The sequence below is a fragment of the Streptomyces bathyalis genome, assembly GCF_015910445.1.
Lineage (GTDB): Bacteria > Actinomycetota > Actinomycetes > Streptomycetales > Streptomycetaceae > Streptomyces > Streptomyces bathyalis.
The window spans coordinates 4,982,866-4,998,352 of sequence record NZ_CP048882.1 but is presented as its reverse complement, the minus strand read 5'-3'; the positions used below and the strand labels follow the sequence as shown (position 1 = coordinate 4,998,352).

The 15,487-nt window shown below is 69.7% G+C and carries 7 protein-coding genes; 4 read left to right on the top strand and 3 right to left on the bottom strand.

Annotation, left to right across the window (positions count from 1 at the left end; translation table 11 throughout):
* Positions 1-106 precede the first annotated feature (106 nt).
* From G4Z16_RS21730 to G4Z16_RS21720, 3 genes are all read left to right on the top strand, one after another.
* Positions 107-1,534: an ABC transporter substrate-binding protein gene (locus tag G4Z16_RS21730; protein ID WP_197352373.1), complete on the top strand. Its 1,428-nt coding sequence runs from the start codon at positions 107-109 to the stop codon at positions 1,532-1,534.
* A gap of 280 nt (positions 1,535-1,814) precedes the next feature.
* Positions 1,815-3,095 carry a carbohydrate ABC transporter permease gene (locus G4Z16_RS21725; RefSeq protein WP_197352372.1) on the top strand — a complete coding sequence of 427 codons (1,281 nt, stop codon included), beginning with the start codon at positions 1,815-1,817 and terminating at the stop codon, positions 3,093-3,095.
* The gene (locus G4Z16_RS21720) at positions 3,092-4,048 is read left to right on the top strand and encodes a carbohydrate ABC transporter permease (RefSeq protein ID WP_197352371.1); all 957 of its coding nucleotides are present in this window, start codon (positions 3,092-3,094) and stop codon (positions 4,046-4,048) included. The genes G4Z16_RS21725 and G4Z16_RS21720 overlap by 4 nt, the downstream gene beginning before the upstream one ends.
* A gap of 78 nt (positions 4,049-4,126) precedes the next feature.
* Here the strand turns inward: G4Z16_RS21720 and G4Z16_RS21715 are convergent, their stop codons facing one another.
* Positions 4,127-5,098, bottom strand: a complete 972-nt coding sequence (locus tag G4Z16_RS21715; protein WP_197352370.1) for a class I SAM-dependent methyltransferase — start codon at positions 5,096-5,098, stop codon at positions 4,127-4,129.
* Positions 5,099-5,444: 346 nt separating this feature from the next.
* Between G4Z16_RS21715 and G4Z16_RS21710 the strand changes: the two genes are divergently transcribed.
* The gene (locus G4Z16_RS21710) at positions 5,445-8,009 is read left to right on the top strand and encodes a glycosyltransferase family 4 protein (protein WP_197352369.1); all 2,565 of its coding nucleotides are present in this window, start codon (positions 5,445-5,447) and stop codon (positions 8,007-8,009) included.
* On the opposite strand, the gene G4Z16_RS21705 is transcribed toward G4Z16_RS21710, so the two are convergent.
* Together G4Z16_RS21705 and G4Z16_RS21700 are read right to left on the bottom strand one after the other, a co-directional pair.
* On the bottom strand, positions 7,958-10,120 hold the full coding sequence (locus tag G4Z16_RS21705; RefSeq protein WP_197352368.1) for a hypothetical protein: 2,163 nt from the start codon (positions 10,118-10,120) through the stop codon (positions 7,958-7,960). The two genes, G4Z16_RS21710 and G4Z16_RS21705, sit on opposite strands and share 52 nt — an antisense overlap.
* Positions 10,121-10,442: 322 nt before the next feature.
* Entirely contained in the window at positions 10,443-15,440 is a 4,998-nt protein-coding gene (locus tag G4Z16_RS21700) for an NAD-glutamate dehydrogenase (protein WP_197352367.1), read from the bottom strand.
* Between the last annotated feature and the right edge of the window lie 47 nt (positions 15,441-15,487).

The following is a 15,487-nucleotide window of genomic DNA, read 5'->3' as shown; positions in this document are numbered from 1 at the left end:
TTTGCCCACAGGACTGAGGGCGTGGACCAGAAGCCCTCTGCCTTGTGACCACCACGACGCGGCGACCGGGATCCGGGGCCGCGCCTCCGATGGGACGGCGGGAGCTATGCGTAAAACGGTCCGTGCGACGGGTGCATCAGGCACCAGGAGCAACACCAGCATCTTCAGCAAGACCGGCACCAGGTCGGCTGCACGTGGCGCGGTAGCGCTCTGCGCCGTCGCCGCTCTGTCGCTCACGGCCGCCTGCGGTGGCGGCGGCAGCGACGACAAGGGGGAGGGCGGTGGCGCCTCCCAGGCGGACAAGGAGACCGTCAAGCTGCCCAAGCTCAAGGGTCAGAAGCTTCAAGTCGCCGCCGTGTGGACGGGCGACGAGCAGAAGAACTTCGAGAAGGTTCTTCAGGCCTTCGAGAAGCGGACCGGTGCCGAGGTGAAGTTCACCCCCACCGGCGACAACGTCGAGTCCTTCCTCGGCTCCAAGATCGAGGGCGGTGCGCCGCCCAACGTCGCGCTGCTGCCGCAGGTCGGCGTGCTCAAGCAGTTCGCTGACAAGGGCTGGCTGAAGCCCCTCGACGAGGGCACCAAGGCCGAGATGGCGAAGAACTTCTCCAAGGGCTGGCAGGACCTCGGCGCCGTCGACGGCAAGCAGTACGGCTTGTACTTCAAGGCCGCCAGCAAGTCCCTGATCTGGTACAACACCGCCGCCTACAAGAACGCGGGCGTGGGCGAGGCGAAGACCTGGGACGAGTTCATCAAGAACTCCCAGACCATCGCCGACTCCGGTGTCGATCCGGTCGCCGTCGGCGGCGGCGACGGCTGGCCGCTCACGGACTGGTTCGAGAACATCTACCTCTCGCAGGCGGGCCCCGAGAAGTACGACAAGCTCGCCGAGCACAAGATCAAGTGGACCGACCCCTCGGTGAAGAAGGCGCTCACCACCCTCGCCGAGCTGTTCGGGAAGAAGGAGCTGCTCGCCGGCGGCAACAAGGGCGCGCTGCAGACCGACTTCCCCACGTCCGTCTCGAAGGCCTTCGACTCGACCGACAGCCCGAGTGCGGCGAGCGTCTTCGAGGGTGACTTCGTCGGCATCAACATCGCCAAGGACACCAAGGCGAAGATCGGCAAGGACGCCAAGGTCTACCCGTTCCCGTCGGTCGGCGGTGACGCCCCGGTCATCACGGGTGGCGACGCCGCTGTGGTGCTGAAGGAGGGCAAGGCCAGCAATGCCCTGATGACCTTCCTCGCCTCGCCCGAGGCCGCCGCCGTCTGGGCGCAGGAGGGCGGATTCCTCTCGCCCAACAAGGAGCTGGCGAACTCCGCGTACCCGAACTCCGCTCAGCGGGAGATCGCCAAGTCACTGGTCGCGGCGGGCGACGACTTCCGCTTCGACATGTCCGACCAGGCCCCGGCCGCCTTCGGCGGCACCAAGGGCGAGGGCGAGTGGAAGGCCCTGCAGGACTTCCTGAAGAACCCGAAGGACGTCGCCGGCACGCAGAGCGCCCTCGAGGCGTCCGCGGCCAAGGTCTTCAAGGACTGACGAGCAGCGACACAACCGCCTGTGCCGGACCGGCCGTTCGCGGCCGGTCCGGCACAGGCGACACCGCTCGCTTCCAGCCACCTCCAAGCCTGGGAACGCCAGGACCCGGACAAGGGACAACACCGTCATGCCCACCCCAACGCCCTCCCCGCCAACGGACGAACCGCCAGGCGCAGGTGACTCCTCCGGCGCCGCAGTCGGCACGAAATCGCCGGCCGGAACAGCCAGGAACGCCGCCGTACCCTCAGGACCGAAGCCGACACCTGCCAAGGTCTCCGTGATGCGCGCGAGGCCCGGGATCGCCTTCGCGTTCCTGATGCCCGCGCTGGTGCTGCTGGGTGCACTCGTCGTCTACCCGATCCTGTACTCGGTCTTCCGCAGCACCTTCGACGCCTCCGGATCGAGCTTCGTCGGATTCGGCAACTACGCCACGATCTTCACCGACGAAGACAACCTGACGGCGCTCAAGAACAACCTCGTCTGGATCATCGTCGTCCCGTCCGTCTGCACGGCTCTCGGTCTGATCTTCGCCGTGCTGACCGAACGGGTGCGGTGGGGCACGGCGTTCAAGCTCATCATCTTCATGCCGATGGCGATCTCCATGCTCGCCTCGGGCATCATCTTCAAGCTCGTGTACGAGCAGGACCCGGACAAGGGCGTCGCCAACGCCGTCTGGGTCGGAGTGCACGACACCTTCGCCGAGTCCTCCGCCTGGCCCGGCGCCCGTCCCCGGCCCAACGCCGAGCTGGCCAAGTCCGGCGGCGGCGCCTTCACCACCAAGTCGTCGGTGTCCGCGGCCGATCCGGCCAACCTCGCGCTGGTCGGCGTGCCGCCGAAGGACGTGGCCGGTGCGGCCGGCGCCAAGTCGGCACCGCCCGCCAAGTCCGGCGGTGTCAGCGGCACCGTCTGGCTCGACTTCGCCCCCGGTGGCGCCGGCAAGCCGGACGTCATCGACGGGAAGGAGAAGGCGCTCAAGGGCATCAAGGTCGAGGCGGTCAAGGGCGGCAAGGTCGTCGGCAAGGCCGAGACCGCGGCCGACGGCACGTTCTCGCTGCCTTCGGCGGCCGACGGCGCCAAACTCCGCCTGCCCGCCTCGAACTTCGCCGCTCCGTACAACGGCGTCGACTGGCTCGGTTCGACCCTGGTGACCCCCTCCATCATCGGTTCCTACGTGTGGATGTGGGCGGGCTTCGCCATGGTCCTGATCGCGGCCGGACTCGCGGGCGTGCCACGTGAGTTGCTGGAGGCCGCGAGGGTCGACGGCGCGAACGAGTGGCAGGTCTTCCGCAAGATCACCGTGCCGGTACTGGCTCCGGTCCTCGGTGTCGTCATCGTCACGTTGATGATCAACGTGATGAAGATCTTCGACCTCGTCTACGTCATCGCCCCGAGCGCGAGCCAGAAGGACGCCAACGTCCTCGCTCTCGAGCTGTATCTCTCGTCATTCGGCACGAAGTCGAACCAGGGTGTGGGCAGTGCCATCGCCGTCATCCTGCTGCTCCTCGTGGTACCGGTGATGGTCGTCAACATCCGCCGCCTGCGAAGGGAGTCACGCCGATGACCGCGGTCAGTGCGGCCCAACCCGAACCCGCCGTCGACTCCCCGAAGCCTTCGGTGCCCAAGGGCCAGCAGAAGAAGACCTCCGTCGCCTCCCGGCTGGTCACCCTGACCGGCCACTGGGCGGTGCGGCTGGGCCTGGTCATCATCGCGCTCCTGTGGCTGATGCCCACGGCGGGTCTGCTGAGTTCGTCGCTGCGCAGCCCGGAGAACATCTCCCTCTCCGGCTGGTGGGAGATCTTCGACCTCAACTCCAGCTTCCCCTGGGTGCTGGACGCCGGTCAGTTCTCGACGGCGAACTACGACGCCCTGCTCGCCAACGACGTGGTCACGGGCTCGCTCTTCACCACGATGATGATCACGATCCCGTCCACGGTGACCGTCGTCGTCATCGGCGCACTCGCCGGATACGCCTTCGCCTGGCTGGACTTCCCCGGCCGCGACTGGTTCTTCCTGCTGGTCGTGGGACTGCTCGTGGTCCCGGTGCAGGTGGCTCTGATTCCGATCGCCAAGCTGTTCAACGCCCTGGGGCTCTTCGAGACCACGGTGGGTGTGGTCATCTTCCACACAGCCTTCGGTCTGCCGTTCGCGATCTTCCTTCTCCGGAACTTCTTCGGTGAGATCCCGCGCGAACTGCTGGAGGCGGCCCGTCTCGACGGCGCCGGAGAGGTCCGGCTCTTCACCCGCGTGGTCATGCCTCTGGGCGGTCCCGCCATCGCCTCGCTGGGCATCTTCCAGTTCCTGTGGGTGTGGAACGACATGCTGGTCGCTCTGATCTTCGCCGACTCCGGAAATCCGCCGATCACGGTGGCTCTCCAGCAGCAGGTCCGCCAGTTCGGCAACAACATCGACGTGCTGGCGCCGGGCGCCTTCGTGTCGATGGTCATCCCGCTGATCGTCTTCTTCGCGTTCCAGCGTCAGTTCGTCTCGGGCATGATGGCCGGCGCCGTGAAGTAGGGGCGGTACTGCCTTACTTCGGCATCGGAGCCGGACAGCACAACAGCACAGCGGACGACGCGGGGGCCGCCCCTCCCGTCACCTGTCCCGGGCGCCGCGCAGCACTCGGGACAGGTGACGGGATATCACCGGGGGCAGCACCTCGCGGGCGGTGCGGCGGGACAGCGCGGACAGCGCCGCGCCCCTGCCGCCCCGCGCACCGTCACCCTCGGAATCCCGGGCCCCGGCCCGGGATTTCGCATGCCGGGAGCGCGGCAGCTGCGGGATCTCCGCCTTGTCCGCGCCCACCAGCAGCAGCCGGTGACCCGCGACGTCCTGCCACTGCAGCCAGCAGTCGCCGCGCTCACGCAGCGCCGCGTGCAGTTCGTCCTGCACGGGGGCGGGGTCGCCCCAAGTGCCGTAGAACTTCTGGGCGCTGACACACACCGGGCGCAGTCCGTCCTCCAGCACGGCCTGCCACGTCGCACACGCCACCCCGGGGGTGTGCGAGGAGCGGTAGTCGTCCAGGACGACCAAGCCGTCGGGCCTGAGCGTGGTGCGGGCGGCGGCTATGTCGGGGCGCACGTGCTCGTAGAGGTGGGACGCGTCCACGTGGACGAACCGGCAGCTGCCCGCCTCGACCTCAGCGGGAACGACGGAGGTGGGCGCGTGCAGCACGCGCGGCAGTTCGTCGTGGAAGGAGAGGAAGTTGCTCTCGAATCCCCGCCGCGTCAGGGTCGAGTACGAACCGCGCATCTCGCGCTCGTTGCTGGCGCTGGGTGCCGCGGAGCCGAACAGGTCGCACACGGTGAACGTCTCACCGGGCGCGAGGTACGACTGCAGCATGATGGCGCTCTTGCCGAGATAGGCACCCATCTCCAGCAGATCGCCGCGCTGTTCGAGCCTGTCCTGCCGCGAGAGCAACCAGTCGAACAGGACGATGTCGGTGTTGTAGAACCAGCCGCGGACTTCGCGGAAGGAACGAGGCTGCGGCAGCTTTTCCTGCCCGTCCCCCGCTGCTGTGTCGTGTGCGTCCGTGGCCCCTGCGCGGGGCGTGGAGGTGGAGGTCATGGCGAGCGCTTCTCCTCGTGCGGCGGAACGGCGGAACGAAGGCGCCCCGGACCGGAGAATTTGCAGGTTCCGCAGCACCCACCGCCCTGTATACGAGCCCGCCACCCCCGCATGCACGCCCTGGAGGCCCCTGCGAACAGGGCTTCCGCCGACCGACGTCCCTCGTCCACCGATGGTTCAGCCGGTGTTGGGGGCCGGTCCCGCCGGACAGCGTCCGCAGGCATCGCCCGCCTGAACACGTCGACTTCGACCCTGCTGGCTATTTTCACATCACATATGGACAATACTGCAGATATGGGGCATTTCGAATGCCATTTTCGAGCGGTAGCTGTGAGGAACGGGCCAGATGAAAATCTCTTTTCTGCTGGACAACGCCTACGGAATCGGGGGAACGATCCGCTCGACGGTGAACCTTTCCCGAGCACTTGCCGATCGTCACTCGGTCGAAGTCGTCAGCCTCCGCCGTACGGTCCGTGAGACCGCTCTCTCCTTCGACCCCCGGGTCACCATGACCCACCTGCTGGAACTGCGCCGCACCGAACGCGGCTACGAGGGCGACGACCCCCGCTTCCGCGAGCCCAGCCACCGCTTCACCGAGGGCGCCGACCATCTGGAGCGCGGGGTCGCCACGCACCTGGGCGACGTACGCGTCGAGGAGTTCCTGCGCAACACCGACGCCGACGTCGTCATCGCCACCCGCCCCAAGATCAACGACTATCTCGCGGCCTACGGAAGCGACCGCTACCTGCGCATCGGCCAGGAACATCTCACCCACGCCATGCACAGCGAACACGTCCGCTCGCACCAGGACGCCGCGATCCCGCTCCTCGACGCCTTCGTCACCGTCTCCTACGCCGACGCCGCGAACTACCGCGCCGCCATCACCGGCAGCGGCACCGAGACCGCCGAGGGCGACGCCCTCATCACCTGCATCCCCAACGCCGTACCGGCCGTGGACGTCGAGCCGTCCGACGGCGAGAGCAAGCTGATCGTCGCCGCCGGGCGGCTGATCAAGGTGAAGCGCTACGACCGCCTTCTCAAGGCGTTCGCCCTCGTCGCCGAGAAGCACCCGGACTGGCGGCTGCGGCTGTACGGACGGGGCCGGCAACAGGCCGCGCTGCGCGCGAGGATCGACAGCCTCGGCCTCTACGACCGTGCCTTCCTCATGGGACCGCACGCCCCCATCGAGGCCGAGTGGGCCAAGGGCGCCATCGCGGCCGTGTCCTCGGACGCCGAGTCCTTCGGGATGACTCTCGTCGAGGCGATGCACTGCGGGGTCCCGGTCGTCAGCACGGACTGCCCCTACGGCCCCGGAGAGATCATCGACAACGGGCAGGACGGGCTGCTCGCACCGCTCGGCCCGACGGAGAAGGACAGCGTCCGCGCGTTCGCCGACGCGTTGTTGCAGCTGATCGAGAACCCCGAGCTGCGGTACCGGATGAGCCAGGCAGCGCTGGAGAAGGCCGCCCGCTACTCACCGGAGCGCATCGCCGGCGAGTACGAGCAGCTGATCGAGAAACTGCTGGAACAGCGCAGGAGCAGGGGCGCACAGCCGGAGCGGATCCGGGCGGGGACGGAGCACGCACACCGGTCCGGAGCCGCTGCCGGAGCCGCAGCGGGTGCCGCAGCAGCAACCGCTGCGGAGACGGAGGCCCCGGCACCCACACCGGCGTCCACCGGGTCCGGGCCCGCGATCGCACCCGTCGCGGAGGAGACTCCCGTACAAGGTCCGCCGCCGGGTACGGCACCCGCGCCCGTGACAGCGTCCGCTCCCGCGGCCTCCGCCCCGTCCTCCCCTCTCTCGCCGGCACCCGCGGCGAAGAAGAGCCCGAGCCCGGTCCATCCGACCGCGCCACCGTCCCGTCCCTTCCGCCGATTCGCCCTGCGGGTCGCCGGACCCGTGCTGCGTCCTGCCGTACGGGCCTGGCGGCGCCGCCGCGACGCGAACCGTCCGGCCGCCAAGCTGCGCCGGCCCATCGCCCGCACACGCGTCGCCACCGACGGTTCGCTCGTGATCCGCCTGCTCGCCAAGCGGCTGCCGAAGACACCGTCCGTCCTGCTCGTACGCTCGCGGCGCGACAGCGGAACACCGCACCGCATCCCGATCCCGCCGCGCGCCGAAGCCGTCGACGGCTGGGTCGAGGTACGGCTCGAACGCATCGCGCACCCGCTGACGGAGGACCGCTGGGACACCTACGTCGAGCGGCTCGTGGACGGCAAGCGCAAGCGGATCCAGTCCGAACTCGTCGAGACGGCCCGGCTTCTGTCGATGCCCGCACCCGTCGACAGCGACGGCGTGCTCACGCCCCGCGTGCCCTACACCACGCTCGACGGCTATCTCGCCGTACGGGCCTGGCACCGGCGCGGCCACGCCGAGGTCACCTCCGTGGAGCTCGGCGAGGACGCCTGCACCGTGCGCGCCGAGTTGTACGGGCTCGCCGCGCAGGCGGCGGACGAGGACGGCAGCTGCATCGTGGCCGTCTCCCGCGCGAAGACGGAGCCGGACTTCGAGCTTCCCTTCCAGCTCACCCCCGGGCTCGTGCCCTCGGCCTCGTTCGAGCTTCCGTACGAGCTGCCGGCGGCTCTCGACTCCGGGGAGCTGAAGGGCGTGTGGGACCTGTGGCTGCGGGCCGGTACGGAGGACGGCGCGCCGCGCGTGCGCTTCGGGCGGCTGCTCGGCGACCTCTCCGACCGCAAGAAGACCGACCTGGTGCCCCGCGTCCGGCTCGGCGAGACGGAGACAGGGATCTGGTTCTACTTCTCCCTGGTCAACGACCTGGTGGTGGCGCTGCAGCCGCTGCCGCTGGAGAAGCCGCTGGAGCCCGCGCCGAAGCGCGCCGCGGCGCCGGGGAGCAAGGGTCAGAGCGAGTCGTCACCGAACGCTTCGCCCAGCCCTTCGGCCAGCAGCTGACCTGCACGCCCACGCCGGCCCGGCGGGTCCGACGAGCTCGCCTCGCCGGCTGCCTCTGCCGACACGGTCTGCTCGCCCGGCTCGATCGGCACGTCGTGCCCCGCCAGCTCGGCGCCGCGCGCCCGGTGGGCCTCAGCCTCGGCACGCAGCGCGTCCACTGCCCTTCCGAAACGGACGGCTGAGGGCGGCTCGTCCGGGCCCAGCAGATACGCCTTGAGCTCAGTGCGAGCCGGCCGCAGCGCGTCGGTTGCCGGTTCGCGGACCGACTCCAGCAGAGCGGGGATCCCCTCGGCCTCCGGCGTCAGGATCGTGGCCGCACGTACGGTCGGGAAGCCGGCGCGGAACTCCTCCTCCGTCAGCCCCGTGGTGTTCACGACGGCATACGGCTTCTCGCTGCTCAGATAGTCCGACACCACGCTGGAGACGTCGGAGACGAGCAGGTCGGCCTGGTTGAAGCACGAGTGGATGCCCGGTCGCGGCCCCGTGAGCACCTGATGCTCCGCCGGGTCGCAGGCCCGCCAGTAGCACTCCTCCCACGCCTCCACGGCGTCGAGGACCGTCGCGGCCGACGGCCATGCCCCCGGGTGCTGCCGCAGCATGCGCTCCGCCTCGTCCCAGCCGCGCCCGGACCCCTGGCCGTCGAGTGCGGCCAGTTCTGCCTCACGCCGCTCCAGCTCCGCCACTCGCTCCGCGCGTTCCCCGCTCGGGGCCTGCGCGCGCCGGGAGGCGTTGGCGTCGGCGATCTGCTCGCGGATGCGCAGATCCACGTCCCTCACGGCCGGATCGACCGAACCGGTCATCGGGTGCGGCTTGTAGAGCAGCCGGACCCGCTCGTCCGCGAGCAGCGCGGAAACGATCCGCTCGCCCGCCAGCGGCAGCGACGTGTTGCCCGGATCGTCGGTCCAGCCCTCCCAGGTCGGGGCGTACAGCACGGTGACGGGTTCCCCTGTGGCGGGCGGCCCCGCGTACGGGCGGACGGGCTCCAGCTGCGGGCGGCCCACCTCCACCACGTCCTCGTCGCGTACGCCGATCCCGGCGAGGCGGTAGCGCTCGCGGGCCGCGGGGCCGGCGACCCAGACCTCGTCGTAGGCCTTGGCGTAGGGATTGCAGGAGGAGAGCTTGTCGCTCTCGCCGTGGTTGATGAACGCGTGCTTGATCGTGGGGATGCGCAGCACGTGCGAGGTCTTGCCGGAGTTCGCCGGGTGGAGCAGGACGGGCAGGCCGGACTGTTCCAGGCGCATCAGATGGGCGACCTTCGGGATGCACAGGATGGGGATGTCTGTCGCGTCGATGCGCCGCACCATGAAGCGCTCGCGCAGCACGATCAGCGGACGTCCCTCCAGCCGGGCGAGCATCGGCAGCCACATGTTCGCCTGGTACGCGGAGGATGTGCCGCCGGAGAAGTACATCCCGACCGTGGGCCGGTACGCCGTCAGCCAGCCGTCGAGCCAGGCCAGCACTTCGTCCTCACCGGCCGGACGCCTCCCCGGCAGCAGCCTGCAGGCCAGGTGCACGACGCCGGTCAGCAGAACCGCCCAGCACAGCAGCGCCACCAGGGCGCCCCAGCGTGCGCTGCCCGTCACGGCGGTGGCCGTGGCCCCGGCCGTGATGAGTGCGCTGCACGCCAGCAGCCGCGCCGCGCCGTTCCGCCCGAAGAGCGCCGGCGGTGTGGGGCCGATGCGCAACGCGGAGACGTCGATGTTGCGGGTGACCACGGGCAGCCTGCGCGACCGTCGTACGCGTGCGGCCACGCCCTGGCACATGAAGTGTGCCGCCCAGCAGCCGAGCACCGCGATCAGCAGCCAGGCCGCGTAGTGGACGGGGCGCAGCGCATCGAGCCGTGCCAGTCCGCCGAGGAGGAGCCCGTCCCGGAGCAGCTGCCGTACGGGGTGGTACAGCTGGGCCCGGCCGAGGCTCCGGGCCAGGGCCGGCCTGCGGCCGAGCACCCACGACTCGGTGACGATGCCGAGCACGGCACCGGAGACGACGAGCGCGGTGTCCGCGAGCAGCACGCCCAGCAGCTGAAGCAGATATCCGGCCGCCAGCAGGGCCAGCCCGACGGCCGCGCCCACCAGGTGCGGCGGGATCCGGCGGCCTGCCGGAGCCGGCATGGGCCCGGGAGCGGCAAGCGGCGAGGGGGCGTCCGCCGGCCCGGAATCCGGTGAATCCGGGGCCGGGACTGATCCGGGCCCTGAAGCGGAAGCGGCGTTCGACTCGGTGCGCATGGGCCTCCCCTGCGGTCCTCTCCAGTGAAGACCGGCGGCGCGGACCGTGCGCCCTGGGTACGCCCGAACGCGTGCCCCGTGGCGTGCCGGGGCCACGGACCCAGGGTCGGGCTCACACACGGCGGTCCCCGTACGGGTGACCGCACGGGGACCGCCGGGCGCTGCCGGGACTTCTCCCGGCAGGGCCGCTCTCAGCTCTTCGGGTCGTTCACCGGTTGCTGCGCAGCAGCGTGCGCATCGTCCGCATCGCGACCGAGAGGTTGGCCAGGTCGAAGGTCTCCGACGCCTGGATCTCGTCGAGGGTGGCGCGGGCACGCGAGAGGATCGTCGCGTTCTTCGCCTCCCACTTCTCGTACCGCTGCTCGGGCGTCGCCGTGCCGTCGCCCTCCGAGAGCACGTCCGCGGAGATCAACTGGTGTGCCGCGTACAGGTCTTCGCGGATCGCCGCACGGGCCATGGACTGCCACCTGTCGGCGCGCGGCAGTTCGCTGACCCGCTCCTGGAGCTGCGTGATGCCGAGCCGGTCCGCCAAGTCGTAGTAGACGGCGGCGACGTCGAGCAGTTGCACGCCCGTGCGGTCGGCGACGGCCACCACGTCCAGTCCGGAGAAGGCCGCGGAGAACCCGGCCACCCGCATCGCCAGTTCGGACGGAACACCGGCCTCGTCGAGCCTGTCCAGGATGGCCTGGTGCCAGACGCGGTCGTCGCCCTTGAGGAGCTTGGGCAGCTCGTCCCACACCTCCGCGACCCGGTCGCTGAACAGCTCGATGGTCTCGGCGAGTTGCAGCGGCTGCGGGCGGTTGTTCAGCAGCCAGCGCGTGCCCCGCTCGACGAGGCGGCGCGACTGGAGCCTGATGCTGGTGAGCACGTCGGCCGCGACGACATTGTCGAGCGCCTCCGCCTCGTCCCAGATCTCACCGAGCCGGAAGATGGCGCGGGCGGCTGTGTGCGCGCGCACGACCTCCTCCGTCGACGCGCCCGTCTCCTCCTTCATGCGGTGCGCGAAGCTCGAACCGCCGGTGTTGACCGTGTCGTTGACCAGCAGCGTCGTGACGATCTCGCGGCGCAGCGCGTGGCCGATGATCTCCTCGGGGAACCGCTCGCGCAGCTGGCGCGGGAAGTAGGCGTGACCCAGCTGCTGGAGATACGGGTCGTCGGGGAGCTGAGTGCTGATCAGGTCGTCCGACAGCGAGATCTTGGTGTACGCGAGCAGCACCGCCAACTCCGGCTGCGTCAGGCCCTGTCCGGCCGCGAGCCGGTCACGGATCTGCTTGTCGCTGGGCAGGAACTCCAGCTCCCTGTCGAGCCTGCCCTCCTTGGCCAGCCGGCGCATGTGCCGGTGGTGGGCCTGGAGCAGACCCGGTGCGACCTCGATCGAGTTGGCCAGCGCGGTGTTCTGCGCGTAGTTGTTGCGCAGGACGAGCTCACCCACCTCGTCGGTCATCTCCGACAGCAGGCTGTTGCGCTGCTTGACGGTCATGTCGCCGTTCGCCACGACCGCGTTGAGCAGGATCTTGATGTTCACCTCGTGGTCGGAGGTGTCCACGCCCGCGCTGTTGTCGATGGCGTCGGTGTTGACGCGGCCGCCGTTCAGGGCGAACTCGATGCGGCCCAGCTGCGTCAGGCCGAGGTTGCCGCCCTCGCCGACGACCTTCACCCGCAGGTCCTCGCCGTCGATGCGGATGGCGTCGTTGGCCTTGTCGCCGGCGTCCGCGTTGGACTCCGTCGACGCCTTGACGTACGTACCGATGCCGCCGTTCCACAGCAGATCGACCGGCGCGGCGAGGATCGCCCGCATCAGCTCGGCGGGGGTGACCTTTCCGGCTTTCGCCTCGATGCCGAGGGCCGCCCGCACCTGCGGAGTGACGGGCACCGACTTCGCGGTGCGCGGATAGACGCCGCCACCCGCGGAGATCAGCGAGGTGTCGTAGTCCTCCCAGGAGGAGCGCGGCAGGTCGTAGAGCCGGCGGCGCTCGGCGTACGAGGTGGCCGCGTCGGGCTCGGGGTCGAGGAAGATGTGCCGGTGGTCGAAGGCCGCGACGAGCCTGATGTGCTCGGACAGCAGCATGCCGTTCCCGAACACGTCGCCCGACATGTCGCCGACGCCCACCACCGTGAAGTCCTGCGTCTGGGTGTCGTGGCCCAGCTCGCGGAAGTGCCGCTTGACGGACTCCCAGGCGCCGCGGGCGGTGATGCCCATGCCCTTGTGGTCGTACCCGGCGGAACCGCCGGAGGCGAAGGCGTCACCGAGCCAGAATCCGTAGGCCTCCGCGACCTCGTTGGCGATGTCGGAGAACGTCGCGGTGCCCTTGTCGGCGGCGACGACGAGGTACGTGTCGTCCTCGTCGTGTCGGACCACGTCCTCCGGATGGACGACATCACCGGCGACGAGGTTGTCCGTGATGTCGAGCAGACCCGAGATGAAGGTCTTGTAGCAGCCGATGCCCTCGGCCAGCCACGCGTCGCGGTCCTCCGCCGGGTCCGGCAGCTGCTTGCAGACGAAGCCGCCCTTGGCGCCGACCGGCACGATGACCGTGTTCTTGACCTCCTGCGCCTTGACCAGGCCGAGGATCTCGGTGCGGAAGTCCTCCCGCCTGTCCGACCAGCGCAGACCGCCGCGCGCGACCTTGCCGAAGCGCAGATGCACGCCCTCGACTCGCGGCGAGTACACCCAGATCTCGTACTCGGGCCGCGGCGCCGGGAGATCGGGGATGGCCTGCGGGTCGAGCTTGACGGACAGGTACTCGTGCGGCCCGGCCGACGGGTCCTTCGCTCCTCCGGCCCTGCTGCCCGCGCCGGTGCTCTGGAAGTAGTTGGTGCGCAGCGTGGCCCTGATGACGGTGAGAAAGGAACGCAGGATCCGGTCCTCGTCGAGGCTCGCGACCTGGTCCAGCGCGCCGTCCAGCTCCTCCATCAGCCCGTCCGTCAGCTCGTGCCCGGCGCGCGAGCGGCTGGGGTCGAGACGGGCTTCGAAGAGGTTCACCAGCAGCCGCGTCGTGTGCACGTTGTGCCGGAGGGTGTCCTCCATGTACGTCGGGCTGAAGGTGGCGCCGGCCTGCCGCAGATACTTCGCGTACGCACGCAGCACCATCGCCTGGCGCCAGGTCAGACCGGCGGAGAGCACCAGCGAGTTGAGCCCGTCGTTCTCCGCGCGGCCCGTCCATACGGCGGTGAAGGCGTCCTGGAAGCGCTCGCGGGCGTCCTCGCCGAGGCCGTGCGCGTGGGAGACGGGCATGCGCAGACCGAAGTCGTAGATCCACGCCCTGCTCTTGTCGCTGCAGCGCAGCTCGTACGGACGCTCGTCGACGACCTCGACGCCCATCGCCTGCAAGGCCGGGAGGACGGCCGAGAGGGAAACGGGCTCACCGATGCGGAAGATCTTGAATCTGCGCTCGCCCGGGCCCGCACCGACCGGCTCGTACAGGCTGAGTGAGAAGTCGGCGGTGCCCTCTCCTCGGGCGAGCTTGTTCAGATGCTGGAGGTCGGCGACGGCGGCACGCGGGGGGAAGTCGGCCTTGTACCCCTCGGGGAAGGAGTTCGCGCTGTACAGGTGGCCCAGCTCCGCGGCCTGTTCCTCGCCGAACTCGGCAGTGAGCGCCTCCGCGTATCCGTCGGCCCAGGAGCGCGCGGCCTCCACCAGACGGCTCTCGATCCGGTCGACCTCGCCGTCGGTGAGCTCGGGCAGCCGCGAACCGGGCTTGAGGCGGACCACGAAGTGGAGCCGGGTCAGCACCGATTCGGTGTTCCAGACGCTGAAGTCGACGTTGGTGCCGCCCAGTTCGTCGGTGAGGATCTCCGTCAGCCGCAGCCGGACCGTCGTCGTGTAGCGGTCGCGCGGCAGATAGACCAGCGCCGAGTAGTACCGCCCGTACTCGTCCTTGCGCAGGTACAGCCGCAGCTGGCGACGCTCCTGCAGATAGAGCACCGACGTGGCGATCGAGCGCAGCTGGTCGACGGGGATCTGGAACAGCTCGTCGCGCGGGTAGGTCTCCAGGATCTGCAGCAGGTCGCGCCCTGCGTGGCTGTCCGGAGCGAATCCCGCGGAGCTGAGCACCTCCGCGACCTTGCGGCGGATCACAGGCACACGGCGCACCGATTCGGTGTACGCGGCGGAGGAGAAGAGGCCGAGGAAGCGCCGCTCCCCGACGACGTTGCCCTCGGAGTCGAACTTCTTCACGCCCACGTAGTCGAGGTACGAGGAACGGTGCACGGTGGCGCGGCTGTTGGCCTTCGTCAGCACCAGCAGTCGGTGCTCGCGGGCCTTGGCGCGGGCATCCGCGGGCAGACGGCTGAAGGACGGCGAGACGGGGTGCCCGTCCTCGGCCGAGGTCTGCTGCGGGTCGGACCGCAGGATGCCGAGGCCCGTGCCCGGGACCGGCGTGAGCGTCAACTCCCCGTTGCCGTCCGGGACTTCCTGCGTCAGCTCGTACTCGCGGAAGCCCAGGAACGTGAAGTGGTCGTCGGCGAGCCAGCGCAGGAGCTCCCGCGCCTCCTCGACGTCCTGGGACGGCACGTCCGTGGCGATGGGCCGGCCGTCCAGCTCGTCGGCGATGCCGAGCGCGGCACCGCGCATCTTGCCCCAGTCCTCGACGGATTCACGCACGTCGGAGAGGACGCGCAGCAGATCGTCCGTGATCTGCTTGAGGTCGTCACGCTCGGTCTCACGGTCGATCTCGACGTGGATCCAGGACTCAGTGAGGGCGTCGTGCGGCAACTCCCGCACCGGGGCGTGAGCGAGCTTGTCCCGCCCGGCGTCCATCACCTCGAGCAGCTTCCCGGCGACGTCGCGGCGCACGATCATCTGGGGGTGGATCACGACGTGGATGCCACGGTTCTGCCGTGACAGCTCGTTCGTGACCGAGTCCACGAGGAAGGGCATGTCGTCCGTGACGACCTCGATGACCGTGTGCGTGCAGGTCCAGCCGTTCTCGTCCACCGAAGGGGTGTGCACGCGGACGTTGGCCGTGCCCTGCGGCCGCTCCTGCGCGAGACGGTAGTGCGAGAACGCCGCACCGAGGATGTCGACCGGGTCGCGGTCCGTGAGGTCCTCGGGAGCGGTGTGCAGGTAGTAGCGCTGGAGGAACGCCCTGAGCGCTCCGTTCTCGAGACCCCTCGCCGGGTGCTGTCCCCCGGCCGGGCTCTCTTCAGCTACCCGGGCGGCTTCTGCCAGCCGCTCGGCCTTTGCTTCGTCCAGCTTGGTCTGCATGTCCTGTGGCTCCTGTCGCGCGCCGTTGCGTGACGTGAAATGGCGGG

Excerpts from the sequence above, each read along its gene's own strand:
- G4Z16_RS21730 (WP_197352373.1), top strand. The coding sequence starts at position 107 with ATGCGTAAAACGGTCCGTGCGACGGGTGCATCAGGCACCAGGAGCAAC.
- G4Z16_RS21725 (WP_197352372.1), top strand. The coding sequence starts at position 1,815 with ATGCGCGCGAGGCCCGGGATCGCCTTCGCGTTCCTGATGCCCGCGCTG.
- G4Z16_RS21720 (WP_197352371.1), top strand. The coding sequence starts at position 3,092 with ATGACCGCGGTCAGTGCGGCCCAACCCGAACCCGCCGTCGACTCCCCG.
- G4Z16_RS21715 (WP_197352370.1), bottom strand. The coding sequence starts at position 5,098 with ATGACCTCCACCTCCACGCCCCGCGCAGGGGCCACGGACGCACACGAC.
- G4Z16_RS21710 (WP_197352369.1), top strand. The coding sequence starts at position 5,445 with ATGAAAATCTCTTTTCTGCTGGACAACGCCTACGGAATCGGGGGAACG.
- G4Z16_RS21705 (WP_197352368.1), bottom strand. The coding sequence starts at position 10,120 with ATGCCGGCTCCGGCAGGCCGCCGGATCCCGCCGCACCTGGTGGGCGCG.
- G4Z16_RS21700 (WP_197352367.1), bottom strand. The coding sequence starts at position 15,440 with ATGCAGACCAAGCTGGACGAAGCAAAGGCCGAGCGGCTGGCAGAAGCC.